Genomic DNA, 22,908 nt, shown 5'->3' on the forward strand with positions numbered 1-22,908 from the left:
CTTTCCAGGCAATCGACCGGCAATCGCGGTTGCTGGTCGAAATGCCGCCCGGGCCCGGCCGAGTTACCGGCCGGTTGCCTGGTGGCCGCGTGGCCTCGTGGCGATGCTGTGCGACAGCCGGGCATGCGGTCGCGCCCCGAAGGATGTACGGGCGTGGCCCGTGCACTCCTGAAAGGACGGGACGTGACGGGGACGTTGGGAAACCCGGACCGGGGCCTGCTCGACTGGCTGGACGAGGCGTCCACCGAGCACGGCCTGTACTACGCGAACCACGACGACGGCTGGGACTTCTGGTCCTACCGCGACCTGGGCCGACTGGTGCTCACCACCGCCGCCGCGCTGCGGGCGGGCGGGGTCGGGCGTGGCGAGGTGGTGGCGCTGGTGCAGCGCTCGAGCCCGGGCTTCGTCGCCGGGTTCTTCGGCGCTCTGGCCGCCGGTGCGACACCGTGCGCCATCGCCCCGCCGTTCGCCTACCAGCGGGCCGACGAGTACGAGGTGCACGCCGCCCATCTGCTGCGGACCGTGCGCCCCGCGGCCGTCGTCTGCGACGACGAGTCGCTGGAGCGGCTGCGTAAGATCGCCGCCGACCTGGGCATCGGCGAACCGGTGGCGTTCGGCCAACTCATCGCGGACACCGAGCCGCTGGAGCGGCCACTGCCACCTCCCGAGACCGCGCTGCTCCAGTTCACCTCGGGGTCGAGCGGTTTCTCGCGCGGGGTACGGATCTCAGCGGAGGCGCTGCGCACCAACATCGGCGGGATGGGCACCTGGCTGGGGTGCGCCCCGCACCGCCCCGCGGCCAGCTGGCTGCCGGTCCACCACGACATGGGCCTGGTCGGCTTTCTGCTGAACGTCGTCGTCACCGGTTTCGACGGGTGGATGCTCCAGCCCGATGACTTCATCCGCTCGCCACTGCGCTATCTGCGCTGCCTCAGCGAGCGGCGCATCGTCATGACGGCCATGCCCAACTTCGGCCTGTCGTACATCCTGCGCCGCGTCAGGCCCGCCGATCTGGAGGGTCTGCGCTTCGATGCGCTCCGGGCCGTGATCATCGGCGCGGAGCGGGTCGACCCGCGGGTGCTGAGCGACTTCCACGCGCTGCTGGGCCCGTACGGCCTCGACCGCGGCGCGCTGGTCCCGGCGTACGGAAGCGCGGAGGCCACCCTCGCGGTGACCGGTCTGCCCCCTGGCGAGGGCTGGACGACGGGGCAACCTGACGAGGGCAGTGGCGACGCCTCGTCCCTGGCCGGGACGGCGGTGGTCGGCTGCGGCCGGCCGCTGCCGGGCCGTACGGTGACGATCGTGTCCGAGGACGGGGGACGGCTCCCCGACGGGCGGGTCGGCGAGATCGTGGTCAACGGGGTATCGATCGCGAGCGGATATCTCGGCGACACCGGCTCCGCCTCCGGGACCAGCCTCGGCGAGGAGGGGCTGCGCACCGGAGACGCGGGGTTCCTGCGCGACGGGCAGCTGTTCGTGATCGGCCGGCTGGGCGACGGGCTCAAGGTCAGCGGGAAGATGGTGTTCGCGGAGAGCCTGGAGACCCTGCTGCATCAGCGCGGCGTCCCCGAGCGCCGGGTCGCCGTCCTCCTCGGGGTCCGCGATGCCACGCCCACCGGGGTGGTCGTGTTCGCGGGGGTGCGGCCGGAGTGGCGGCGGATCGCCCATGAGGTGTTGTCCGAATGGCTCGGCGACGCCGCGTTGCTGTCCGTCGAGGTGCCCCAGGGCGGGATCGCGGTCACCTCCAGCGGCAAGCCCCGGCGCCGCGTCATCTGGCAGGCGGTGTGCTCCGGCACGTACGAGGCGGCCACCCAGCCGCTGACCGCGGACTGACCCGGCCCGGACATACGACTGCCCGGCGCGCTGGTGCGCGCCGGGCAGTGGCCGGGGTCGGGGCCGCGGGCGATAGCCGGGGCCACGGTCAGCGGCTCGTCATCGCCTCCGGGCGTACCAGGTTCTCCGCGAGCAGCAGCCCCTTCACCCGCTCCGACAACAGGCCCAGCTGCCTTAGCACATGGATCACCTGCTGGAACAGCAGCTGCCGGTAGGTGGCCATCATCGGGTTGGTGCGGGCGAAGTGCAGCCCCTTGGCCACGTCGAGCTCCATCCGCTCCCACACCTCGCGGAGCATGAAGCGGCGGGACATCAGCCGGATGGACTCCAGCAGGAAGTCCTCGCGCTCGCGCATTTCGGCCGAGGTGGCCTGCTCGTACATGCCGGTGAGGGAGGTGACGCCGAACGCGATGTGGCGGGCCTCGTCACTCGCCACCATCTTGGTGATCTGCCGGATCAGCGGATCGCCGAAGCCGCTGCTCGCGAGCCGCAGCCCGGTGATCGCCAGGCCCTCCATGACGACCTGCATACCGAGGTAGACGATGTCCCACCGGGACTCCGAGAGCACATCGTGGAGCAGTGTGCCGAGCCCGGGGTTGACCGGGTAGACGGTGCCCAGCTTCTCGTCCATGTAGCGCGCGAATGCCTCGACGTGCCGCGCCTCGTCGGCGACCTGGGAGGCCGCGTACGTCTTGGCGTCCATGTCGGGCACGGTCTCCACCAGCCGGGCCGTGGTCACCAGCGCGCCCTGCTCGCCGTGCAGGAACTGGCTGCACATCCATGCCTGGTACTCCCAGCGGAACTGGGTGAGCAGTTCGCGTGGCACCGGGCTGCCCTCGCCGACCACGAAGCCGGCGAGCCGCGCCCCGTTCTCCTCCGTCAGCTCGGCCCCGAACCGGACGTCGTGGTCCCAGTCGATATCGGTGGCGGCGTTCCACTGCCCGGCCTTGTTCTTCTCGTACAGGCGCCACACTCGGCTGTCGCGCTTGCCGTAGTCCCAGTTCAGGCACGCCTGGGTGAGGGATTCGACCTTCATCAGATCCGCCGTCACGGCGTCCAGGACGAAGAAGGGCGAGTCGGCTGCCTCGTCAGGAGGAGCAGTCATGGGAGTGCGATCCCCTCGGAAACAAGGGCGGACGGTCGCCACGATCCTCACCGGGTCGGCCGCCACCGGCCAGGCAGGCCCGGGGGCAACTTCGCGGCAGACCGGTTGCCGGTCCCCGTGCCTGGTCCGGGCGCCGCCACCGGGCCACGATGGCCCAAGCGACCCCGAGCCACCGGGGCCACCGCCCCGGGCCGCGAGGGCCACCGCCCCGAGGAGCGCCGGGCGACGAAAGGAGCGGGATGCGAACCCATGCCGCCGTGCCACCCTCCCACCCCGCCGGCCCACCGCGTGGCGTGGACACTCCGTGGATCGTCGGCCGGGTGACCGCGCCCAGCCCCCGGCTGCGGCTGTTCTGCCTGCCCCAGGCGGGCGGCAGCGCCGGGTCGTTCGCCCCCTGGCGGCTCACCCCGCCCCACGGCATCGAGCTGGCCACGGTGGAGCTCCCCGGCCGTGGTGTGCGCGCCGGGGAGCCCGTACCGGACACCCTGGAGGAGCTGGCCGACGCGGTGCTCGACGGCATCGCGGGCGAGTTCGACCTGTCGTACGCGCTCTTCGGCCACAGCTTCGGCGCGCTCCTGGGCTACGAGATCGCCGTCCGCGCCGTCCGGCGTGGTCTGCCCGCGCCCCGCGCGCTGCTGGTCTCCGCGTCCCGGGCGCCGCACACCGCGGTGCCGAAGCGGATCTCGGACCGGGACGACCGACAACTGCTCGCCTGGCTGGAGGGGTTCGGCGGTTTCCCGCCCGATCTCCGGGAGTATCCGTCGTATCTGCGGTACGCGCTGCGCACGGTACGGCGCGACCTCGCGCTCACCGAGGCGTACCGCAGCCCCGGGCCGGTGCCGGTGGGCTGCCCGCTGCACGTTTTCGGCGGCGCCCAGGACCCGCTGGTGGGCAGGGCCGAGCTGGAGCGGTGGCGGTTGTGTGCCTCGGCCGGGTTCACCCTCCAGCTGCTGTCCGGCGGGCACGACTACCTCTTCACCGGTGCTCCGGCCGTGCTCGACGCCGTCACGGCGGTGCTCGGCTGACCGGTGGTGTTCTCACCGATACCGGGGCACCGACACCGGGCCCCTTCCCAGGGAGTTGTGACGCGTGGACGAGCTGACCGGCATCATCGTGTTGGAGGCGGACGGCGAGCGGCTGGGGTCCTTTGTGCACCGGCAGGTCACGGCGATCGACGAGGCCGTCGCCGGGGCCGGGGCCGTGCTGATCCGCGGGGCCGGCGCCGAGAACGTCGAGGATTTCCAACAGGCCCTGGACGGGCTCGAGTTCAAGCCACTGGAGTACACCGAGCGCTCCACGCCGCGCAGCGAGGTGGGCGGCGGTGTCTTCACCTCCACCGAGTACCCGGCGCGCGAGGTGATCCCACAGCACTGCGAGTCGTCGTACGCCGGTGCCTGGCCGGGCCGGCTGGCCTTCTTCTGCGCCACCCCGGCGGCCACCGGCGGCGCCACCCCGATCACGGATGTGGCGCGGGTGCTGGAGGACATCCCGGACGAGGTGGTGCGGGCCGTGGAGGCGCGAGGGCTGCGCTATGTGCGCAACTACGGCAGCGGGGTCGGCCTCGACTGGCGCGAGGCGTTCCAGACCGACAGCCGCGCCGAGGTGGCCCGGTTCTGCGCGGCGGGCGGCCTGGAGTGGGAGTGGCTGGAGGACGACCGGCTGCGTACGGTGCGCCGGGCGCCCGCGACCGTCGCGCACCCCCGCACCGGGCGCCGGGTGTGGTTCAACCACCTGGTGCTGTTCCACCAGTCCTCGCTGCCGCAGGGGTTGCGAGGGGATCTGGTGGCGCTGTTCGGTGAGGGCGGGCTGCCCAACGACGTGTTGTTCGGCGACGGGACCCCGATCCCGGACGAGATGGTCGCCGCGGTCCGTACGGCCTTCGAGCGCCGTGCGCAGCGCTTCGACTGGCACCGCCACGACCTGCTGGTGATCGACAACATGCGCTGGTCGCACGGCCGGGAGGCGTTCACCGGGGAGCGCCGGGTGCTGGTGTCCATGTCCGACCTGATCAGCAGGGCCGACCTGGCACAGCCCGCCCTGCGCCGCTGAGTCGCGCCGCTGAGCTGCGCGGCCGAGCTGCGCACCGGCAACGCCGCCCGCCCGCTGGGCCGTCGGCGGGCAGGGAAGCTGCCGGTCGGCTGCCTGGCCCGCGGATCGGCCGCGCGACACCATCGTCGCGTGAACGAAGTGTCCAAGTCGCCGATCGAGTCCGTGCTGCCCCTCACTCCGCTCCAGGAGGGCATGCTCTTCCACGCTCTGTACGACTCCGAGGCTGCGGACGTCTACACCATCCAGGCCCCCCTCGAACTGCTCGGAGACGTCTCGGCGAAGGCGCTGCGCGCGGCCTGTGCCGCCACCCTCGCCCGCCACGCCGTGCTGCGCGCCGGTTTCCGCCAGCGGGGGAACGGGCAGGCGGTGCAGCTGATCCGGCGGACCGTACGGACACCGTGGACCGAGCTCGACCTCTCCGCGGACCCCGAGTCCGTACGCCGGAAGAAGCTGCTGGCCTTCCTCGAGGAGGAGCGGTCGCGCCGCTTCGACATGACGGCCCCGCCGCTGATGCGGTTCGCGCTCGTCCGGCTGGCCGAGAGCCAGTACGTGCTCGTCCTGACGTACCATCACATCCTGCTCGACGGCTGGTCACTGCCGCTGGTGCTGGAGGATCTGTTCACCTTCTACCACCGGAAAACGGAGGCGGCGGGGGGAGACGACGGCGCGGGCGAGGCGGGGCTTCGGCCGGTCACGCCGTTCTCCGACTTCCTGCGGTGGCTCTCCCGGCAGGACCGTCCGGCTGCCGAGGAGGCGTGGCGATCGGCCCTCCAGGGGCTGTCCGAGCCGACCCTCGTCGCCGCCGGCGCGCCCGTGGCGGGCGACGGGGAGATGCCCGGCCTGACCCTCGTCACGCTTCCCGAGGACGCCACCGAGGCGCTGACGGCGACCGCCCGGAAACACGGGCTGACCCTCAACACGGTGGTGCAGGGCGTCTGGTCGCTGCTGCTGTCCCTGCTGACCGGCCGGGACGACGTGGTGTTCGGCCAGACCGTGCACGGCCGCCCGCCGCAGCTGCCCGGCGCCGACTCGGTGGTGGGCCTGCTGATGAACGCGCTCCCGGTCCGGGTGCGGATCGACCCGGCGGAGCCGATGGCCGACCTGTTCGCCCGGGTCCAGGACGAGCAGTTCGCGCTGGCTCCGCATCAGCACCTCGGGCTGACCGAGGTGCGCCGGCTGTCCGGTCTTGACACGCTGTACGACACCTCGACCGGCTTCGGCGACGCGCCCTTCGACTGGGCTTCCGTGCGGGACACCGTGCCGGGCCTGCGAATCGCCCCGCTCGCCGAAGACTCCCCCGATGCGCCGGACGGGACGGACGCCCAGGCCGGTGGTCAGCAGGAGATCACCGGCGCGACCCACTACCCGCTGAGCGTGGTCGCCATCCCCGGCCCCCGGCTGAGCCTGCACATCAGCTACCGCCGGTGTCTGTTCGACGACGCCCGCCTGGAGCTGATCCGCACCCGGCTGCGGCTGCTGCTGGACGCCTTCGTCCACTCCCCCACCACCCCCGTGGCACACCTTCCGCTGCTGACCGACCGGGAGCGCGAGCAGGTGCTGGGCGCGTGGGCCCACCGCTCGGAGGCGCCGTCGCCCGAGGCGTACGGTCGCGATCGGGCGACGCTCCCCCAGCGCTTCGAGGCCCAGGTGAGCCGCACCCCCGACGCCCCGGCCGTGGCCGAAGGGGCGAACACCCTCAGCTACCGGCAGCTCGACGAGGCCGCCAACCGGCTGGCCCGGCTCCTGCTGCGGCGCGGCGTACGGCCGGGAGACCTCGTCGCCGTGGCGCTGCCGCGCGGTGTCGATCTGATCGTGACGCTGCTGGGGGCCCTGAAGGCGGGGGCCGGATATCTGCCGGTCGACCCCGGATATCCGCCGGAGCGCGTGTCCTTCATGCTCGCCGACGCCGCCCCGTCCGCCGTCGTCTGCGCGGACACCGGCCACCCGGCGCCAGGCCCTGTCCAGGCGGTCCCGCTCGGCGACCCCGCCGTGCGGGCTGAGCTGGCGGAGCTGCCGGGACACGGGGTGGACGACGCCGAACGCGGTGCGCCGATCCGCCCCGCCGACTGCGCGTACGTCATCTACACCTCGGGGTCGACCGGCCGCCCCAAGGGGGTGGCGGTGGAACACCGTACGGTCGACAACTACCTGGCCTTCGCCCGCGCCGCCTACCCGGGCCTGGCCACACAGGCGCTGGTGCACTCGCCGCCGTCCTTCGACCTCACCGTCACCGGTATCTTCGGCCCGCTGACCTCGGGCGGTCTGGTGCGCGTGGTCGATCTGGACGACTTCGACGCCCCGCCCGGGGCCGAGGGCGACGGGCCCGCGTTCGTCAAGGCCACGCCCAGCCATCTGCCGGTGCTGGTCGCCTCCGACGCGTGGTACTCGCCGAGCGGCGAACTCGTCATCGGCGGCGAGCAGTTGACCGGGGAGGCGCTGGCCGCGTGGCGGGCCCGCCACCCACACGTGACGGTCGTGAACGAGTACGGCCCCACCGAGGCGACCGTGGGTTGTGTGGAACACCGCCTGGAGCCCGGGGACCCGCTGCCGCGGGGTGCGGTGCCGATCGGCCGTCCCGTCCCCGGCGCCCGGATCCATGTCCTGGACCCGTGGCTGCGCCCGGTCCCGGCGGGCGTCCCCGGCGAGCTGTACATCGGTGGCGAGGTGCTGGCCCGCGGCTATGTCGGGCGGCCGGGGCTCACCGCGGGCCGCTTCGTCGCCGACCCCTTCGGCGCGCCCGGCGGCCGGATGTACCGGACCGGAGACATCGCCTGGTGGCGGCCCGACGGCACCGTGGTCTACGGCGGCCGGGCCGACGACCAGGTCAAGGTCCGTGGCTACCGGATCGAACTGGGCGAGATCGAGGCCGTGGTCGGCAGCGACCCCGCCGTCGCCCAGGTGGCCGCGGCGGTGCGGGAGGACCGCCCCGGTGCGCCGCGCCTGGTGGCGTACGTCGTGGCGGCGCCCGGACGCGATGCCGAACTGGCCACGCTGGCCGAACGGATCGCGGCCAAGCTGCCCGCGTACATGCTCCCCTCGGCCTTCGTCACCCTGCCCGCGCTGCCGCTGAGCCCCAACGGCAAGGTCGACCGGGCGGCGCTGCCCGAGCCGGATCCGGCGGAGCCGACAACACCACCACGGCAGGAGACCGGGGAGACCGGGGAGACCCGACCGGATCCGGAGGCTGAGCCGAGGGCAGAGTCGGAGCAAGACGCCGTGGCCACGCTCATCGGGCTCTTCGCGCAGGTCCTTGGCGCGGACAAGGTCGGGGCCACGGATGACTTCTTCTCCCTCGGCGGCGATTCCATCACCGTGATCCAACTGGTGGCGCGGGCGCGCGAGGCGGGGCTGCGGTTCACCCCCAAACAGGTCTTCACCCACCGCACGGCCGACGCCCTGGCCGCGTTCATGCGGCAGGAGGCGCGGCCCACCCCGGCTCCGACAACCGGCTCCCCCGCCCCCGACGAGGCGGCCGCCATCGTCCCCGCCACGCCGATCACGCGGTGGCTGCTGGAACACGGTGGCGCGATCGATGCCTTCCACCAGTCGACGCTGCTGCGGGTGGCGCCAGGGCTCGGCACGGACCGGCTGGCCACCGCCGTACGAGCCGTGGTGGAGCGGCACCAGGCGCTACGCGCCCGCCTGCGCGACGACGGCTCCCTCGCGCCGGCCCCGGTGGACCCGCGCGGGCTGCGCGCGGCGGTCCGGCGGGTCGATGTCTCCGGGCTGGCCTCGGGCGACCTCCGCCGCCGGATCTCGGACTGCGCCGGTGAGGACGCCGACGCCCTCGCCCCGCGCGACGGCGTGATGCTGCGCGCCACCTGGTTCGACGGCGGCGCGAACCGGCCGGGACGGCTGCTCGTCACCGTCCATCACCTGGCCGTCGACGCGGTCTCGTGGCACATCCTGCTGACCGATCTGTACACCGCCTGGCGGAGCCGTACGGGTCGTACGGCGGCCGCCGCCCCGGTGGCGGACCCGGTGCCCGTCCCGCTGCGGGAGTGGAGCCACCGGCTGTACGCCGCGGCGAAGACGCCCACCGTGCTGGACGAACTCCCCCTGTGGCGGCGGATCCTGCGCACGGGCGGGATCACGCTCACCGACGCCCGGCTCTCGCCGTCCCGGGACATCCACGCCACGGCCGGTGAACTCACCCTCACCCTCCCCGAGGATCTGACCGCGCCGCTGCTCACCACCGTGCCGGCCGCCCTGTCCAGCGACACCAGGGAGGTGCTGCTCACCGGCCTGGCGCTCGCCGTCGCCGCCTGGCGGCGCCCCGGCGCCGACACCGGGGTGCTGGTGGATGTGGAGGGGCACGGCCGTGAACCCATCGGCGAGGACATCGATCTGTCGGGCACCGTCGGCTGGCTCACCTCCCTCTATCCGGTGCGGCTCGACGCCGGGTTCGGCGAGTGGGACCCGGACGGCGATCCCGCGCCGGCGCGCCTCGGCGAGGCCGTACGCCGGGTCACGGACCAGGTCCGGGAGATCCCCCGGCGCGGCATCGGCTTCGGCCTGCTGCGCCATCTGAACCGGGACACGGCCGACGAACTGGCGGCCTACCCGGCACCGCAGCTCGGCTTCAACTACCTGGGCCGACGGGACGGTTCCGCCGACGAGGACTGGAGTGTGGCGCCCGAGTCGGACGCGTTGCCGAGCGGAGCCGATCCGCGGATGCCGATGGCGCATGTCGTCGAGGTGAACGCGGCGGTCGGGGACGGCCCGGCGGGGCCACGACTGGCCGCCCACTGGCTGTGGGCCCCTCGTCTGCTGACCGAGGGCGACGTCGGTGAGCTGGCCCGGCTCTGGTTCGCCGCGCTGCGCGCCCTGGTGGCGTACGGAACGAGCGCGGAGGCCCCCGAGCCCGCGCCCGTGCGCGCACAACCCGTCGAGGACGCCGGGGAGCGGGACGAGGGGGAGCCGGCCCGGCTCGGCGCCCGGATCGGCATGCCGGTCGCCGAGTTGCTGCCGCTCACCCCGACGCAGGAGGGGCTGCTCTTCCACGCCCGGTACGACAGCGGGGACCTGGACGTCTACAACGTGCAGATCACCCTGGAGGTGGGGGGCGGGCTCGACGCCGAGCGGTTCCGTAGCGCATGCGACGCGCTGCTGTGCCGCCACCCGATGCTGCGCGCGGCCTTTCTCCAGCGGCGGTCGGGGGAACCGGTGCAGGTCATCCCGGAACAGGTCCGGATGGACTGGTACACCCACGACCTGACCGGCCTCGACGCGCGGGAGCGGGACGTGCGACTGGAGGCGCTGCTCGATGCCGACCGGCGGCAACGCTTCGATGTGGCCCGACCGCCGCTGGCCCGCTGCACCCTGATCACGCTCGCCGAGGACCGGCAGACGCTGGCCCTGAGCATGCACCATCTGCTGGTGGACGGCTGGACCACCTCGCTGCTGCTGCGCGATCTGCTCGCGCTCTTCGACCACGGCGAGGACACCGGTCTGCCGACCCCCGGACACTACCCCGACTATCTGCGGTGGCTGGCGGCGCAGGACCGCGAAGAGGCGCACGCCGCCTGGAGCGGCGCGCTGGCGGGCCTGGCGGGCCCCACCCTGGTCTGCCCGGACCAGGACACCGCGCGGATCCGCGTCCTGCCGGAGCGCATCGCCGTCGAGCTGTCCGAACCGGACACCGCCGCGCTGCTCGACGCGTCGCGCCGAGCCGGTGTCACGCTCAACACGCTGCTGCGCGCCGCGTGGGCGCTGTGTCTGCACCGCCGGACCGGACACCGGGACATCGTCTTCGGGGCCACGGTCTCGGGGAGAGTGGCCGAGCTCCCCAAGGTCGAGGAGATGGTGGGGCTCTTCGTCAACACCGTGCCGGTACGGGTGCGCCTGGACGCGGCCGAGCCGGTGGCCGAGCTGCTGACGCGGCTGCAGGACGAGCACGCCGAACTCCTCCCGTACCACCATCTCGCCCTGACGGACATCCAGCGGGCGGCGGGCCTCGGCACCCTGTTCGACACCTGCGTCGTCTTCGAGAACTTCCCGACCGCCGAGGCCCTGCCCAGCCCGGAGGACGGTCTGCGGCTGACGGATGTGGCCGGGCACGACGCCTACCACTACCCCCTCAAGCTGATGGTCGCGCCCGGCCGGCGGCTGCTCCTCGAGGTCAGCTACCGCCCCGACCTGTTCGACGGCGAGGACGGCCGACAGGTGGTGGCGCGGCTGCGGGAACTCCTGACTGACCTGCCGGCGGCCCTGACGGCCCCGACCGGACACCTACTCACCGATGTTTCTGATGTCACCGATGTCACCACACCGGCCGTCGAACCCGCGGTGCGGCGGCTGTGCGAGCTGATCGCCGAGGTGCTGGGACACGGGCCCGTCGGGGCGGACGACGATGTGTTCACCCTCGGCTGCGACTCGCTGACCGCGCTGCGCCTGGCGGGCCGGATCGAAGCGGAGCTGGGTCGGACCGTCGATGTCGCGACCGTGTTCCGCTGCCGCACCGCGCGGTCCCTCGGCGACGCACTCTGACCACGTCTTACGGAACAGGCAGGTGGACCCGCATATGCGATATTCGGCGGTCGTCAATTCATGGAACGAATGGGACCCGCTCCAGGAGATCGTCGTCGGCTCCGCCGACAACGCCTGCTTCGAGCCGACGGAGCCGGGCAGCCGCCCCGCGATACGCGACTCCCCCGGCACACCGTTCCCCACCGGACCGAAATCCCAGGAGGCCATCGAGCGGGCCAACGAGGAACTGGCCGGTCTGGCGGCCCTGTTGGAGTCCCAGGGCATCACGGTGCGCCGCCCGGAGCCGCATGACTTCTCGGCCCCTGTCCGCACCCCCGGCTTCGAGGTCGAGAACCAGTACTGCGCGGTCTGCCCGCGCGATGTGATGATCACGATGGGCAACGAGATCATCGAGGCCACCATGTCGCGCCGGGCCCGGTACTTCGAGTACGAGCCCTACCGCAAGCTGGTGTACGAGTACTGGAACGCCGATCAGCGCGTCGAGTGGACGACCGCGCCCAAGCCGTCGATGCGCGACGGGATGTACCGCGAGGAGTTCTGGGAGTGGCCGCTGGAGCAGCGGCATGCCCGGATGCATTCCTTCGAGTTCTGCGTGGGCCAGGACGAGGTGGTCTTCGACGCCGCCGATATGAGCCGGCTGGGGCGCGACATCCTGGTCCAGGAGTCGATGACCACCAACCGGGCGGGCATCCGCTGGCTGAGGCGGCATCTGGAGCCGCGTGGCTTCCGGGTCCACACGGTCCACTTCCCGCTGGACTTCTTCCCCTCGCACATCGACTGCACCTTTGTGCCACTGCGGCCGGGCCTGGTCCTCACCAACCCCGAGCGGCCGCTGCGCGAAGGCGAGGAGAAGATGTTCCTCGCGAACGACTGGGAGCTGGTCGACGCCCCGCAACCCGTCCTGGGCAATGACGAGATGCCCAAGTACTGCCAGTCCTCCAAGTGGCTTTCGATGAACGTGCTCAGCATGTCGCCGACCAAGGTGATCTGCGAGGAGCGGGAGAAGCCGCTCCAGGACCTGCTCGCCAAGCTCGACTTCGAGGTGTTCACCGTGCCGTTCCGCCACGTTTTCGAGTACGGGGGTTCGCTGCACTGCGCCACCTGGGATGTGCGCCGCGAGGGCACCTGCGAGGACTACTTCCCCGCCCTCCGCTACGAGCCCCTGGTCTGACCCAGGGCTGGAACACGGGCTGGAACACGAGGCACGAAAAACCGGGTGCCCCGCCCGCACCGCATTCCCTACACTCGCCACGAACCGCGCGCCACCACCGCATGAGGGCGCGCACCGTGACGCATGAGGGGAGTCGGCCGTGTGTGACCGCACCGCTGGTACCCCTGTTGTCGTCTTCCCGTCACGGTACGAGGTGATCCTGGTGTCTTCGGGCGCCCGGTGCCGGCTGCGCGGCCGGCTCCGGATGCCCGTGACGAACGTATGACGGCTCCCTGGGAGTTCCGCCTGGCCTGACCACAGGCCATGTCGTCCGGGAATCGCGCCGCCCTTTTCTGGATCACCTGAAAGGCCCTGGGCCGTGCGTACCGACTTCAACCGCCACCACCATCTCGCCACCGCGCTTGCTCACCCGCTTGCCGCGGTCCGCAACCTGGGCATCCTCGCCCATGTGGACGCGGGCAAGACCACCGTCACCGAGCGGATCCTGTACCTCACCGGGACCACCCACAAGCGTGGCGAGGTCCACGACGGCACCACCGTCACCGACTTCGACTCCCAGGAGCGCGACCGTGGCATCACCATCTTCGCGGCCGCGGTGAGCTGCGGCTGGGACGGCCACCGGATCAATCTCATCGACACCCCCGGCCACGTCGACTTCTCGGACGAGGTGGAACGCTCGCTTCGGGTGCTCGACGGGGCGATCGCGGTGTTCGACGCCGTCGCGGGTGTCGAACCGCAGAGCGAGTCGGTGTGGCGGCAGTGCGACCGGCACGGCGTGCCGCGGATCGCCTTCGTGAACAAGATGGACCGCGCCGGTGCCGATCTGGACACGGCGGTCGGGTCGATCCGGGAGCGGCTGCATCCGGCGCCGCTGGTCGTCCAGTTGCCGATCGGCACGGAGGACGGTTTCACCGGGGTGGTGGATCTGCTGCGGATGCGCGCTCTGGTGTGGCCCGACGGCCACGGCACGGGCGAGGACACGTACGAGGAGGGCCCGGTGCCCGACGCCCTGCGGGAGGAGGCGCTGCGGCGGCGGCGGCTGTTGGAGGAGGCGGTGGCGGAGCTCCACCCGGGCGCGCTGGAGGAGTTCTGCGCGGACTCGGCCGTCTCCACACCGACCCTGACCGCCGCGCTGCGTGAGCTGACCCGCGGCGGCGAGGGCGTGGTGGTGCTGTGCGGTTCGGCCTACCGCAACCGCGGTATCGAGCCGCTGCTGGACGCCGCCGTGGCGTATCTGCCCTCGCCACTGGACGTACCGGCGGTGCGCGGCACCCGGGGCGAGGCGGTGGAGGAGCGGGCCGCCGACCCCAAGGGGCCGTTCGCGGCGCTGGTGTTCAAGGTGACGGCGACCGCCACCGGGCGGCTGACGTATCTGCGGGTGTATTCGGGGACGGTCGACAAGGGAGAGGCGGTGTTGGACGTGGGCGCGCGACGCACCGAGCGGGTCGGCCGCATCCTGCGGGTCCAGGCCGACCGGCACTCGGAGGTGGACCGGGCGGTGGCCGGGGACATCGTCGCGGTGGTCGGGCCGAAGGCCGCCCGCGCCGGGGCCACGCTGTGCGCGCCGTCGGCACCGCTGCTCCTCGAACCGCCCACGGTCGCCGACCCGGTGGTCTCGGTGGCGGTCGAGGCCCGTGGGCGCGCCGACGCCGACCGGCTGGCCACGGCGCTGGCGCGGCTGGCGGAGGAGGATCCCTCGCTCACGGTCAGGACCGACTCCGAGACCGGGCAGACGGTGCTGTCGGGGATGGGCGAGCTCCATCTGGAGGTGGCGGTGGAGAAGCTACGCCGCGCCCAGGGTCTTGACGTGGCCGTCGGACGGCCGCGGGTGGCCTACCGGGAGACCGTCGTCCGCGGGGTGTCCGGGCTGGTGTACCGGCATGTCAAACAGGACGGCGGCGCCGGGCAGTTCGCCCATGTCGTGCTCGACACGGAACCGCTGGAGGTCGCGCCCGACACCGCACCGGCCGCCGGGGGCACGGCCTTCGCCTTCCGCTCGACCGTCGTCGGCGGGCGGGTGCCGCAGGAGTACGTCCGGGCGGTCGAGGCCGGCTGCCGGGACGCCCTGGCCGAGGGGCCACTCGGCGGCCACCCGGTGACCGGCGTACGGGTCACCCTGACCGACGGGGCCACGCATTCCAAGGACTCCTCGGAGATGGCGTTCCGTACGGCCGGGCGGCTCGCGCTGCAAGCGGCGCTGCGCGCGGGTGCGATGGTGCTCCTGGAGCCGGTGGCCGAGGTCACGGCCACGGTGCCGGAGGACGCGGTGGGCGCGGTGCTCGGCGATCTGGCGGCGCGGCGCGGCCGGGTCTCGGGCACGGTCGCGCGGACGGGCACGGCGGTCATCACGGCGACCGTGCCGCTGGCCGAGCTGTTCGGCTACGCGACCCGGCTGCGCAGCCGGACCCAGGGCCGGGGCACCTTCACCACCCGGCCCGCGGGTTACGCCCCGGCGCCGGACGCGGCGACCGCCGGGACACCGACCCGGTAGCCCGTCGGCGGCCCCGCCCCTGATGGCGGGGCCGTCCAGCCCCGGGCCCGCGCCCCCGCAGCGCGGGCCCGGGGGAGAGTGAGGCGATGGCCGAGCAGGCGCCGCGTGGCGGCTGAAGCCGGGGTCAGGTCCGGCAGGTGACCTTCATCTGGGCGGCGGCGTGATGGGCCAGGTTCCAGCCGGCCGACCAGTCGTCACCGCGGTCGAGCAGCTTGATGCCGATCTTGCCCTGCTTCACCGCGAAACTGCCCGCGTTCACCCACTGGGCGCGGTGGCCGGCCTGGTTGATGGTGAAGGAGTCGTACTTCGTGGTCCGGTCGAACGGGTCGGTGAGGACGTGGTACGTGGTGGGGTGGCCGGCGACATCGCGGTCGTTGGGGCCCTTGGGGACGTACACCGACAGCTGGCAGCTCTTGGCCGAGGTGCCCGGCTCCCACCACCACATCACCCGGCTGTTGGCGTCCTTGGCCGGGTCGCCGGACATCGGCACGGAGGCGAACACGCCGTTGCAGCCGTGGCCCACATAGCCGCCACCGCCGAGGGAGTACCAGCCGCCGTCGCCGTCGGTGAAGCGGTTCTGCTCGTAGTAGCCGCCCTTCGGCGGGGTCGGGCAGCTCGGCCCGGCGTAGTCGGTGTAGATCACCTTGCTGCCCGCCGATTTGGGCGCTCCGCCGCCGCCGCCGCTCGTGGCCGGGGTGTCGGCGCCGCCACTCTTCGACCCGCCGGAACCGGCGCCCCCGGCGGAGGACGGCGCCCCCGTGTCGTTGCCGCCACCACCGCCGCCGCCACTGCCGCTTCCGCCGCCGCTGCCACTGCCACCGCCGGAGCCGCCACCGCCGTTGGTCCCGCCCGGGGCGCCCTTGTCGCCGGTGGAGGGTGCCTCGCCGCCGTCCTTGGCCCCGCCGTCCGGCTTCTGGGAGGAGGAGGTGCCCTTGGCCTTGTCCGCGGCCTTGTGCTGCGCGGCGACGGCCTTGGCGCTGGCGGTGTTGTCATCGCCTTCGAATCGCAGCTGGGACACGCCCGTGGAGACCAGCACCACCGCGCCGACCGCGAGACCGGCGGTCACCGGCAGCCCGACCACCGTGGACCACACCCGGCGGCCCGGCGCCAGACCGCGCAGCGGCACCCGGGTCCGTCGGGCGAAGGTGTCCGCGAACCCGCGCTGTGCCGTCCGCTCCCTGCCCTGTGTGTTGCCCTGTTCCTCGCCGCTCGGCTCGGACACCGCGGCCTCCTTCTGAGAGCTGTTGTTCGTCGATCGGGGTGTTGCCGCGGTCACCGCGGTGGCTCCGGCAGCTCGGGCACATCGAGTTCCGAGAGCGTCATCAGCTCGCTCTCCGAGGGGGTTTCGATCTCCGACACCCGGTATGCCTGCCGCTCCGTCATGGCCTGGAACACCTGCCGGGCGGAGCGGCCGTTGCCGAACCGGCCGTCCCTGGGCAGGAGTTCGAAGTAGCCGGTGAGGGAGGCGCGGGCGGCGTCGGTCAGATCGTACTGGTGCGAGGTGGCGTGCCGCTCCACGATGCGCAGCAGCTCCTCGGTGTCGTAGTCCTCGAACATCAGCGTGCGGTTGAACCGGGAGGACAGACCGGGGTTGGAGTCGATGAAGTGCTCCATCTCGTTCGGATAGCCCGCCACGATGACCACCACCGAGTCCCGGTGGTCCTCCATCAGCTTGACCAGGGTGGCGATGGCCTCCTGCGCGAAGTCGTTGCCGCCCCCGCCCTGGGCGGGGGCCAGCGAGTACGCCTCGTCGATGAACAGCACCCCGCCCATGGCCTCCTGGAACACCCGCTGGGTCTTGGGACCGGTGTGGCCGACGTACTCGCCCACCAGCGAGGACCGGTCGGCCTCCACCAGATGGCCGCGCTCCAGCAGCCCCACGGCGGCCAGGATCCGGCCGTACAGCCGGGCGACGGTGGTCTTGCCGGTGCCCGGGTTGCCCGCGAACACCAGATGGCGGCTCAGCGGCGGGGCCGCGAGCCCGGCGCTCTCCCGGCGCTGGACCGTACGCATCAGCTTGACCAGCGACGCGACGTCCTGCTTGACCCGGGCGAGGCCCACCAGCCGGTCGAGTTCGCCCAGCAGCTCCTCCAGGGTCTCCTCCGAGGCGGGAGACTCCGCCGACCCTTCGGACCTGGAGGCCCCCTCGGCCCCGGATGTCTGCCCGGCCCCGGATGCCTGCCCGGCTCCGGGCCCCGCCGGCTTCGGCCCCGGTGCGCCCCCGGGGGTCTCCGGCGCGGGCCATCGCGCGGACTTCACCCGGATCGAGACGCAGTCCACCACCTCCGGCCGGGCCCCGGGCTCGGCGCTCAGGTCCTCCGCGGCGTCCCGGACCCGGATCCGGCGCAGCGTGGGCGCCGCCCGGTCGGCCAGGTGCACCGCCGGGAAGCCGGGCCGGACGATGTCCAGGTCTTCGAAGACCCCGGTGGCGCCCCCGTCCAGGATCAGGCCGTTCTTACCTGGCCTGACGATCCGTACGCCGGTCACGCGTGGCGCGGCCTCGCCCGCCACGACCAGTCCTGAGCCGGTGGCCTCGCGGATCTCGGTGTCGGTGACGCGCGGGGTGGCGCCCGTGGTGAACACCAGACCCGCGGTGCCCGGCCGCAGGATCCGGCCGCCGGACACCTCGGCATCGCCGCGGCCGAGGGTGATTCCGGCCCGCTCGGCGTCGGTCACCTCGCAGTCGGTGAGCCGCAGCGCGCCGTCCGCCCCGGCCGTGACGCCCGCGAGGCAGCGGGTCACGGCGAGCCCGGACGCCTCGGCGCGCGCGGCGTCTGCCAGGTCGAGGCCCGACATGCCGCAGTCGGCGAGGCGGGCGTCGGTCAGCGTCACGGTGGCCTCGTCGACGGCGTGCACCCCGTGTTCGGGGGTGGCGCCCGCCCGCACCCGGGTGAGCGCGGTCGTTGTCCGCTCGCCGAGGTGGACCGCGCTGTAGCGGCAGCCGGTCAGCTCGCTGTCGGTGAGGTCGACGGCCGCGGTGCCGGTGGCCAGCAGCCCGTTGGCGGCCGAGTCCCGTACGGTCACCTCGCGCGCGGTCAGCGCGGCGGAGCCGTGGGCGACCAGCGCCGTGGCCCCGGTGCGTACGACCGCGACGGCGGCCAGCCGCACCCGGGCGCCGTCGCCCGCCGCCACGCCGGAGCCCGCGCAGTCGCGCAGCACGGACGCGGTGACCTGGAGCTGCGCGGGGCCGGTGACACCGATCGCGTCGGCCGCCGGGCCGGTCAGCTCGCAGCCGCGCAGCACAACCCCGCCGGTGGCGTCGGCGGAGTCGGGGGAGTCGGCGGAGTCGGGGGTTGCGAGGGTTTCGGGCTCCGGCAGCGGTGAACTGCCCAGCGCGCGGACCGCCTCACCCCCGGTGTCCCGGATCCGGCAGTCCGTCAGCAGCGCCGCGGCCCGGTCCTCGGTGAGCAGTCCGCTGCGGTCCGGGCGGTCGACCAGGCACCCGCGCAACACCGCGCGGGCGTCCTCGCGCACCCGTATGCCCGAGCCCGCCGCGCCCCGGATCTCGGTGTGCACCAGCTCCACGCGGGTGGTGCCGCCGACCACAAGACCCGTGCCGTCGATGTCCGCCAGCAGACAGCCGGTGAGGTGGACGGCGCCGGTGGTACGGAGCAGCACCCCGGCCAGCGCGGCCCCGGACAGCACGGCGTCGGCCATCCGCAGCGCGGCGTCGCCGCGCACCTCCAGCCGCCCGTACCGCACCCCGCCGCCCGTCCAGTGGGTGGCGCCGCCCGCGAGCAGGGCGGCGGGCTGGTCCGCGGCCGCGCCGCGCACGGTCACCCCGCGCAGCGTCGGCCGAGCGCCGGGCAGCACCTCCAGGGCGGGCCGGCCGGGCGCGGGTGCGACGAGCGTCACGGCGGCGCCCGGCGACGGGCCTTCGGGCGCGGGCGTGTCGCCACCGTCCGGGTCCGCCGCCACCAGCGTCACCTGGCCGGCGATGCGCACGGTCTCCTCGTAACGGCCGGGGGCGATACGGATCTCGTCGCCGTCCGCCGCGTCCCGCAGCGCCGCGGCGATGGTCCCGTAGGGCTGGTGCCCATGCGCCGAGACCAGGCGCACCGGGGCGTCGAGGCCGATGGACGTCATGCGCTACCTCCGAACGAGCCGGGCGGCCGGGGGTTTCCGGGGCCTGGGTGCTGAAGCCGGTCCAGGTTGCTCCGGGCCTCCTGGAGCCTGGCCAAGGCCTCTTGCTCCGCGGCGAGGGCGCGTTCGAGCTCGCTCGGCCCGGAACTTCCCCCGGCCGCCCGGCCGGGGCGCGCCTCGACGGTCTGGCGCCACTCGGTCGCCCGGCGCAGCGCCGTCTGGGCAGCCCCGACGGCCTGGTGGGCGGCGGTCAGCACGGCCGGGTCCACGGGCGGCGGGAGCTGCGGAAGTTGCGGGAGCTGCGGAACGGGCGGGGCGGGCTGCGCGGGGGCGCGGGTGGCCCGTGCCTTGCCCTTGCCCTTCCCCTTGCCCGTGGGCGCGGGGTCGGTGGAGCCGTCCTGGGTCGGTCGGGGGCGCTTGGACGGTCCGGGTGCGTCGACGGACCCGTCCGCGCCGCGCGGGCGCTTGCCCTTCGGGGTGGGTGCGTTCCCGCCGTCCTGTCCGCCCCCGGCACCGCGCCGGCCGCCCCCGCGCTTCGGGGGTGGCTGGTCGGGGACGTGCGCCGACCAGCCGCCGCCGTCGGGGCCGGAGCGCCAGGTGAGTTCGAGGGTCGGTCGGCGGTTTCTGGCCGCGACCCCGATGGCCTCGACCGTGAAGGTGGTCCCGTCCCCGGCGGTGACCCGGATGTCCCGGCCGAGCGCCGCCGCGTACTGGGTCAGCAGGACGCCCCGGGCCGGGTCGTGGGCGAGGGCGCCTCCTGCGGCGCGGAACGTCGCGAAGTCGGCCGTCGGCGGGTGCAGCCTGCCGTTCACCAGCCGTGGGAAGAACCTCTCGATGTCGATGCCGGCGCCGTTGAGCTGGTCCAGCATCCGGCCGAGCGAGTTGGCGCCGCCCTGGCGCAGGTCCTGGAAGGCGCGCCCGACCAAATTGCGCATCATCTGGAGCGGGTGCAACGAGAGGTCCCCGGAAGCCTGGGCCGCCTGCTGAAGGGCGTGGAAGAAGGTGCCGGGCGCCGTGGGCAGCTGTCCGCGCGCCAGGTGTTCACGGTTGAAATAGGCCAGGTGGCGGGCGAGATAGCCCTCCTCGTGGCTGAGCGCGAGGGACTGCGCGGCAAGCCGCATCTGCTCGGGGTCGATGCCCGCGAACAGCCGCTGCCCGTCGCCGGGCACCCGGGCGGACACCGCGAGGCCCACCCGGTTCTTGCCCACGATGCCCAGGCTGTCGTCCAGCGCCGCCGACAGGTCGGCGGCGAGCCGGGAGCTGGGCAGTTCACCGGGCGGGTGGTGGACCGGCCACAGGGGGTCGTTCCAATTGCCTTCCCTGATGGTCTGTTTGAAGGAGTCGCGAACCGGCTTCAGCTCGATGCCCTCGCGGGCGGCCTGGCTGTTCTGGCCCGCGCCGAGCTCGTCGCGGCTGAACAGCCGGTCGAGGGGGTTCTTGAGTCCGGCGTGGTCCTGCGGCAGCTTGCCCTCGTCGTACCAGGTCTTCATCAGCCGGGACAGGTCGGTCTCGGTGGACGCCTCCCGGAACCTGGTCAGATACGGCACGCCCCGGTGCGGCAGGGTGTTGTTCGCGGCGTGCATCTCGCGCAGGGTGCGCAGCTCATCGAGCGCCCGCTGCCCGATGTTCCCCGAGGGGATGCGCAGCGACTGGTCGAGCTCCCAGGCGTTCAGCCGGTTGAGCCGTTCGCTCAGCTCGCCGAACTCGGCGCCGCCGAGACCGAACCGCACCCGGATCAGATCGTCGGTGAGCAGGGTCGCGGCGGCGTCCACGAAGAGGTTCGGTTCGGGGCCGTACGCCAGCTGCGGGTGGAGGCCGCGGAGCCGGTCGCGGATCCGCATGTCCTGCTCGATCCGGCGGATGAACTCCAGTCGCATCTCCTCCAGCGGGGGCCTGGGGTTCTTCCGCTCCTTCAGCGTCAGGTTCTCGAGCCTGGCCCGGGTGTCGTCGATCAGCCGGTCGGCGCTGCCGACGGGCGGGAGCTCGGGCGCCCGGTAGCCGCCCGCCATCATCAGCGGCCGCAGCGGGTTGCCCACCTCGTGTCCGTCCTCCACGACCTTCAGCGCGCCCTGCCAGTACTCGAAGACGTGTTGGCCGCCGGGGACCAGGTGGGGGTAGTTGTCGAAGTCCATGATCGCGTGGTACGGATGCAGATTGTCGGCCATCATCGAGCGGACCATGTGGCGGGTGGCCTGGCTGTCGAGGGTGAGGTTGCGCGCCGTGCCGTAGATGAAGTGGCCGGCCGGGTACGGGCCGAGCGGCGTGGCCACCAGGGCCAGCGGATGTCCGAAGGTGGTCTGGCCGAGGGCGTCCGCGATGGCCTGGCGAATCAAGGGCAGTTGGGCGTGGGAGCCGTTGACCCCGATCACCACACCGATCCGGCCGTCGAAGCCGTTGAGTCGGTGGGTGAGGCCGTTCAGGAAGCCCTGAAGGCCGTCGCCGAGCTGGTCGAACCGGACGATCGCAGTGACCACGAAGCCGAGCTCGCGCGGCTGGGTCTCGATGGCGCGGACCCAGGTCATATAGTCCGCGCCCGTCATTCCCGCGTGGCCGCCGTTCGTCAGCTGCATGAAGGCGTCGTTCACCATGGCGTGCGCCGGGGTGGCACCGCCCGGCACGGTGCCGGGCGGGGGCCAGACGTGGGAGCCGCCGGTCGGCGCGGTGACCACCTGGCCGGCCGGGGGCGGGTCCACGTCCATCGCGCCCGGCTCGGGGGTCTGGTCCGGCGCGGTGCCGCGTGGGGTGCCCGGGTCCGTGGCGTCGGAGATGTCGTCCATGACATCGTCCATGCCGTCGTAGGCGTCGTCGGCGGTCTGGGTCTCCGGGGACGGCGGCGGTGTGTCGGCCATGGAGGTGTCGGACGGGGAGGGCGAGTGCCGGGAGCCGCCCGGCAGTCCGCCCCGCTCGTGGAACATCTGGACGGTGATGGCCTGCATTTGCCGGCGCGTGCCGCGCGGATCGATGCCAAGACCGTCCAGCCGGGACTCGGCCGCGTCGACGCGCGCGCGGACCGCGCCGAGCTTGTCCAGCGCGTCCAGCTGGGCGGCGGACGGCCCCCGGGAGCCGCTCTGCCCCGGCGGGGGCGTGGTCAGCTCCACCTGCCGCTCGGCCTTGCCGAGATCGGACAGGGCACGCTCGTACGACGCCCATGCGTTGAGCCGCGTGGCGGCCTCGGAGCCGCTGGTGCCGCCCATGATGAGCTGGTGGGTCTCCCGGATTCGCTGGTTGATCGCGGCCATGGGGGACAGCCCGCCGAACCGGCCCTTGCCCGGGGGCGGCGAGGCGTACGGCGGCGGCATATCGGCCGTCGCCTCCCGGTACGGCGGGGGCGGCTGCACGGCCGTCTCGCCCGTCTTGGCGAGCTCGGTGTGCGGTGCGGCGGTCTCGGGCGGGCGGCCGGGGTGCGCGACGAGGTCGAGCGCGTCGCCCGCTCCCTTGGCGCCCCCGCTCCCGGCGGCGTCGAGCGGACCGCGCGCGGACACTCCGCCGGCCGACGGCACCGACCGCGCGCCGATGCCGCCCGCCGAAGACGCAGAAGACGCAGACGCCGAATAGGGCGGCGGTGGCGCGGCGCGCTCGCCGCGCAGCAGGTCCATGGCCAGGTCATGCGCCGCCGCGGCGGACAGCGGCTCCGGGGCGCGGACGACGCCGCCCGGCGGCGGCACGGCCGCGCCGACGCCCGTACCG

Annotated in this window: 9 protein-coding genes and 1 pseudogene; 6 read left to right on the forward strand and 4 right to left on the reverse strand. The window is 73.4% G+C overall.

From position 1 onward, the window contains the following. Positions 1-183 precede the first annotated feature (183 nt). Positions 184-1,833 (forward strand): AMP-binding protein, encoded by a 1,650-nt coding sequence (locus tag ACFV2X_RS45950; protein ID WP_385628011.1) that lies wholly within the window; start codon positions 184-186, stop codon positions 1,831-1,833. Between the two features lie 88 nt (positions 1,834-1,921). Here the strand turns inward: ACFV2X_RS45950 and ACFV2X_RS45955 are convergent, their stop codons facing one another. Beyond that, on the reverse strand, positions 1,922-2,938 hold the full coding sequence (locus tag ACFV2X_RS45955; RefSeq protein ID WP_385628014.1) for a ferritin-like domain-containing protein: 1,017 nt from the start codon (positions 2,936-2,938) through the stop codon (positions 1,922-1,924). A 239-nt stretch (positions 2,939-3,177) separates the two neighbouring features. On the opposite strand from ACFV2X_RS45955, the gene ACFV2X_RS45960 reads away from it, so the two are divergent. The 5 genes from ACFV2X_RS45960 (at position 3,178) to fusA (ending at position 15,138) form a co-directional block, all read left to right on the forward strand. After that, the gene (locus ACFV2X_RS45960; RefSeq protein ID WP_385628016.1) at positions 3,178-3,963 is read left to right on the forward strand and encodes a thioesterase II family protein; all 786 of its coding nucleotides are present in this window, start codon (positions 3,178-3,180) and stop codon (positions 3,961-3,963) included. Between the two features lie 64 nt (positions 3,964-4,027). Further along, positions 4,028-4,987 carry a TauD/TfdA family dioxygenase gene (locus ACFV2X_RS45965; RefSeq protein WP_385628017.1) on the forward strand — a complete coding sequence of 320 codons (960 nt, stop codon included), beginning with the start codon at positions 4,028-4,030 and terminating at the stop codon, positions 4,985-4,987. A gap of 129 nt (positions 4,988-5,116) precedes the next feature. Beyond that, positions 5,117-11,476 (forward strand): amino acid adenylation domain-containing protein, encoded by a 6,360-nt coding sequence (locus tag ACFV2X_RS45970; RefSeq protein ID WP_385628020.1) that lies wholly within the window; start codon positions 5,117-5,119, stop codon positions 11,474-11,476. Positions 11,477-11,510: 34 nt separating this feature from the next. After that, on the forward strand, positions 11,511-12,647 hold the full coding sequence (locus ACFV2X_RS45975; protein ID WP_385628022.1) for a glycine amidinotransferase: 1,137 nt from the start codon (positions 11,511-11,513) through the stop codon (positions 12,645-12,647). Positions 12,648-13,005: 358 nt separating this feature from the next. After that, positions 13,006-15,138 (forward strand): elongation factor G, encoded by a 2,133-nt coding sequence (gene fusA, locus ACFV2X_RS45980; RefSeq protein ID WP_385628023.1) that lies wholly within the window; start codon positions 13,006-13,008, stop codon positions 15,136-15,138. Positions 15,139-15,262: 124 nt separating this feature from the next. Here fusA and ACFV2X_RS45985 read toward each other — a convergent pair whose 3' ends face one another. The 3 genes and pseudogenes from ACFV2X_RS45985 to ACFV2X_RS45995 form a co-directional block, all read right to left on the reverse strand. Continuing rightward, positions 15,263-16,360, reverse strand: coding sequence for an adhesin (locus ACFV2X_RS45985; protein ID WP_385628025.1), 1,098 nt, complete (start codon positions 16,358-16,360; stop codon positions 15,263-15,265). Between the two features lie 50 nt (positions 16,361-16,410). Next, positions 16,411-19,224: a right-handed parallel beta-helix repeat-containing protein gene (locus tag ACFV2X_RS45990; protein WP_385628028.1), complete on the reverse strand. Its 2,814-nt coding sequence runs from the start codon at positions 19,222-19,224 to the stop codon at positions 16,411-16,413. Beyond that, positions 19,221-22,908: pseudogene (locus ACFV2X_RS45995) on the reverse strand (hypothetical protein); the annotation flags it as partial. The gene ACFV2X_RS45990 and the pseudogene ACFV2X_RS45995, both read right to left, overlap by 4 nt.

Source organism: Streptomyces sp. NPDC059679 (assembly GCF_042734105.1).
Classification (GTDB): Bacteria; Actinomycetota; Actinomycetes; order Streptomycetales; family Streptomycetaceae; genus Streptomyces.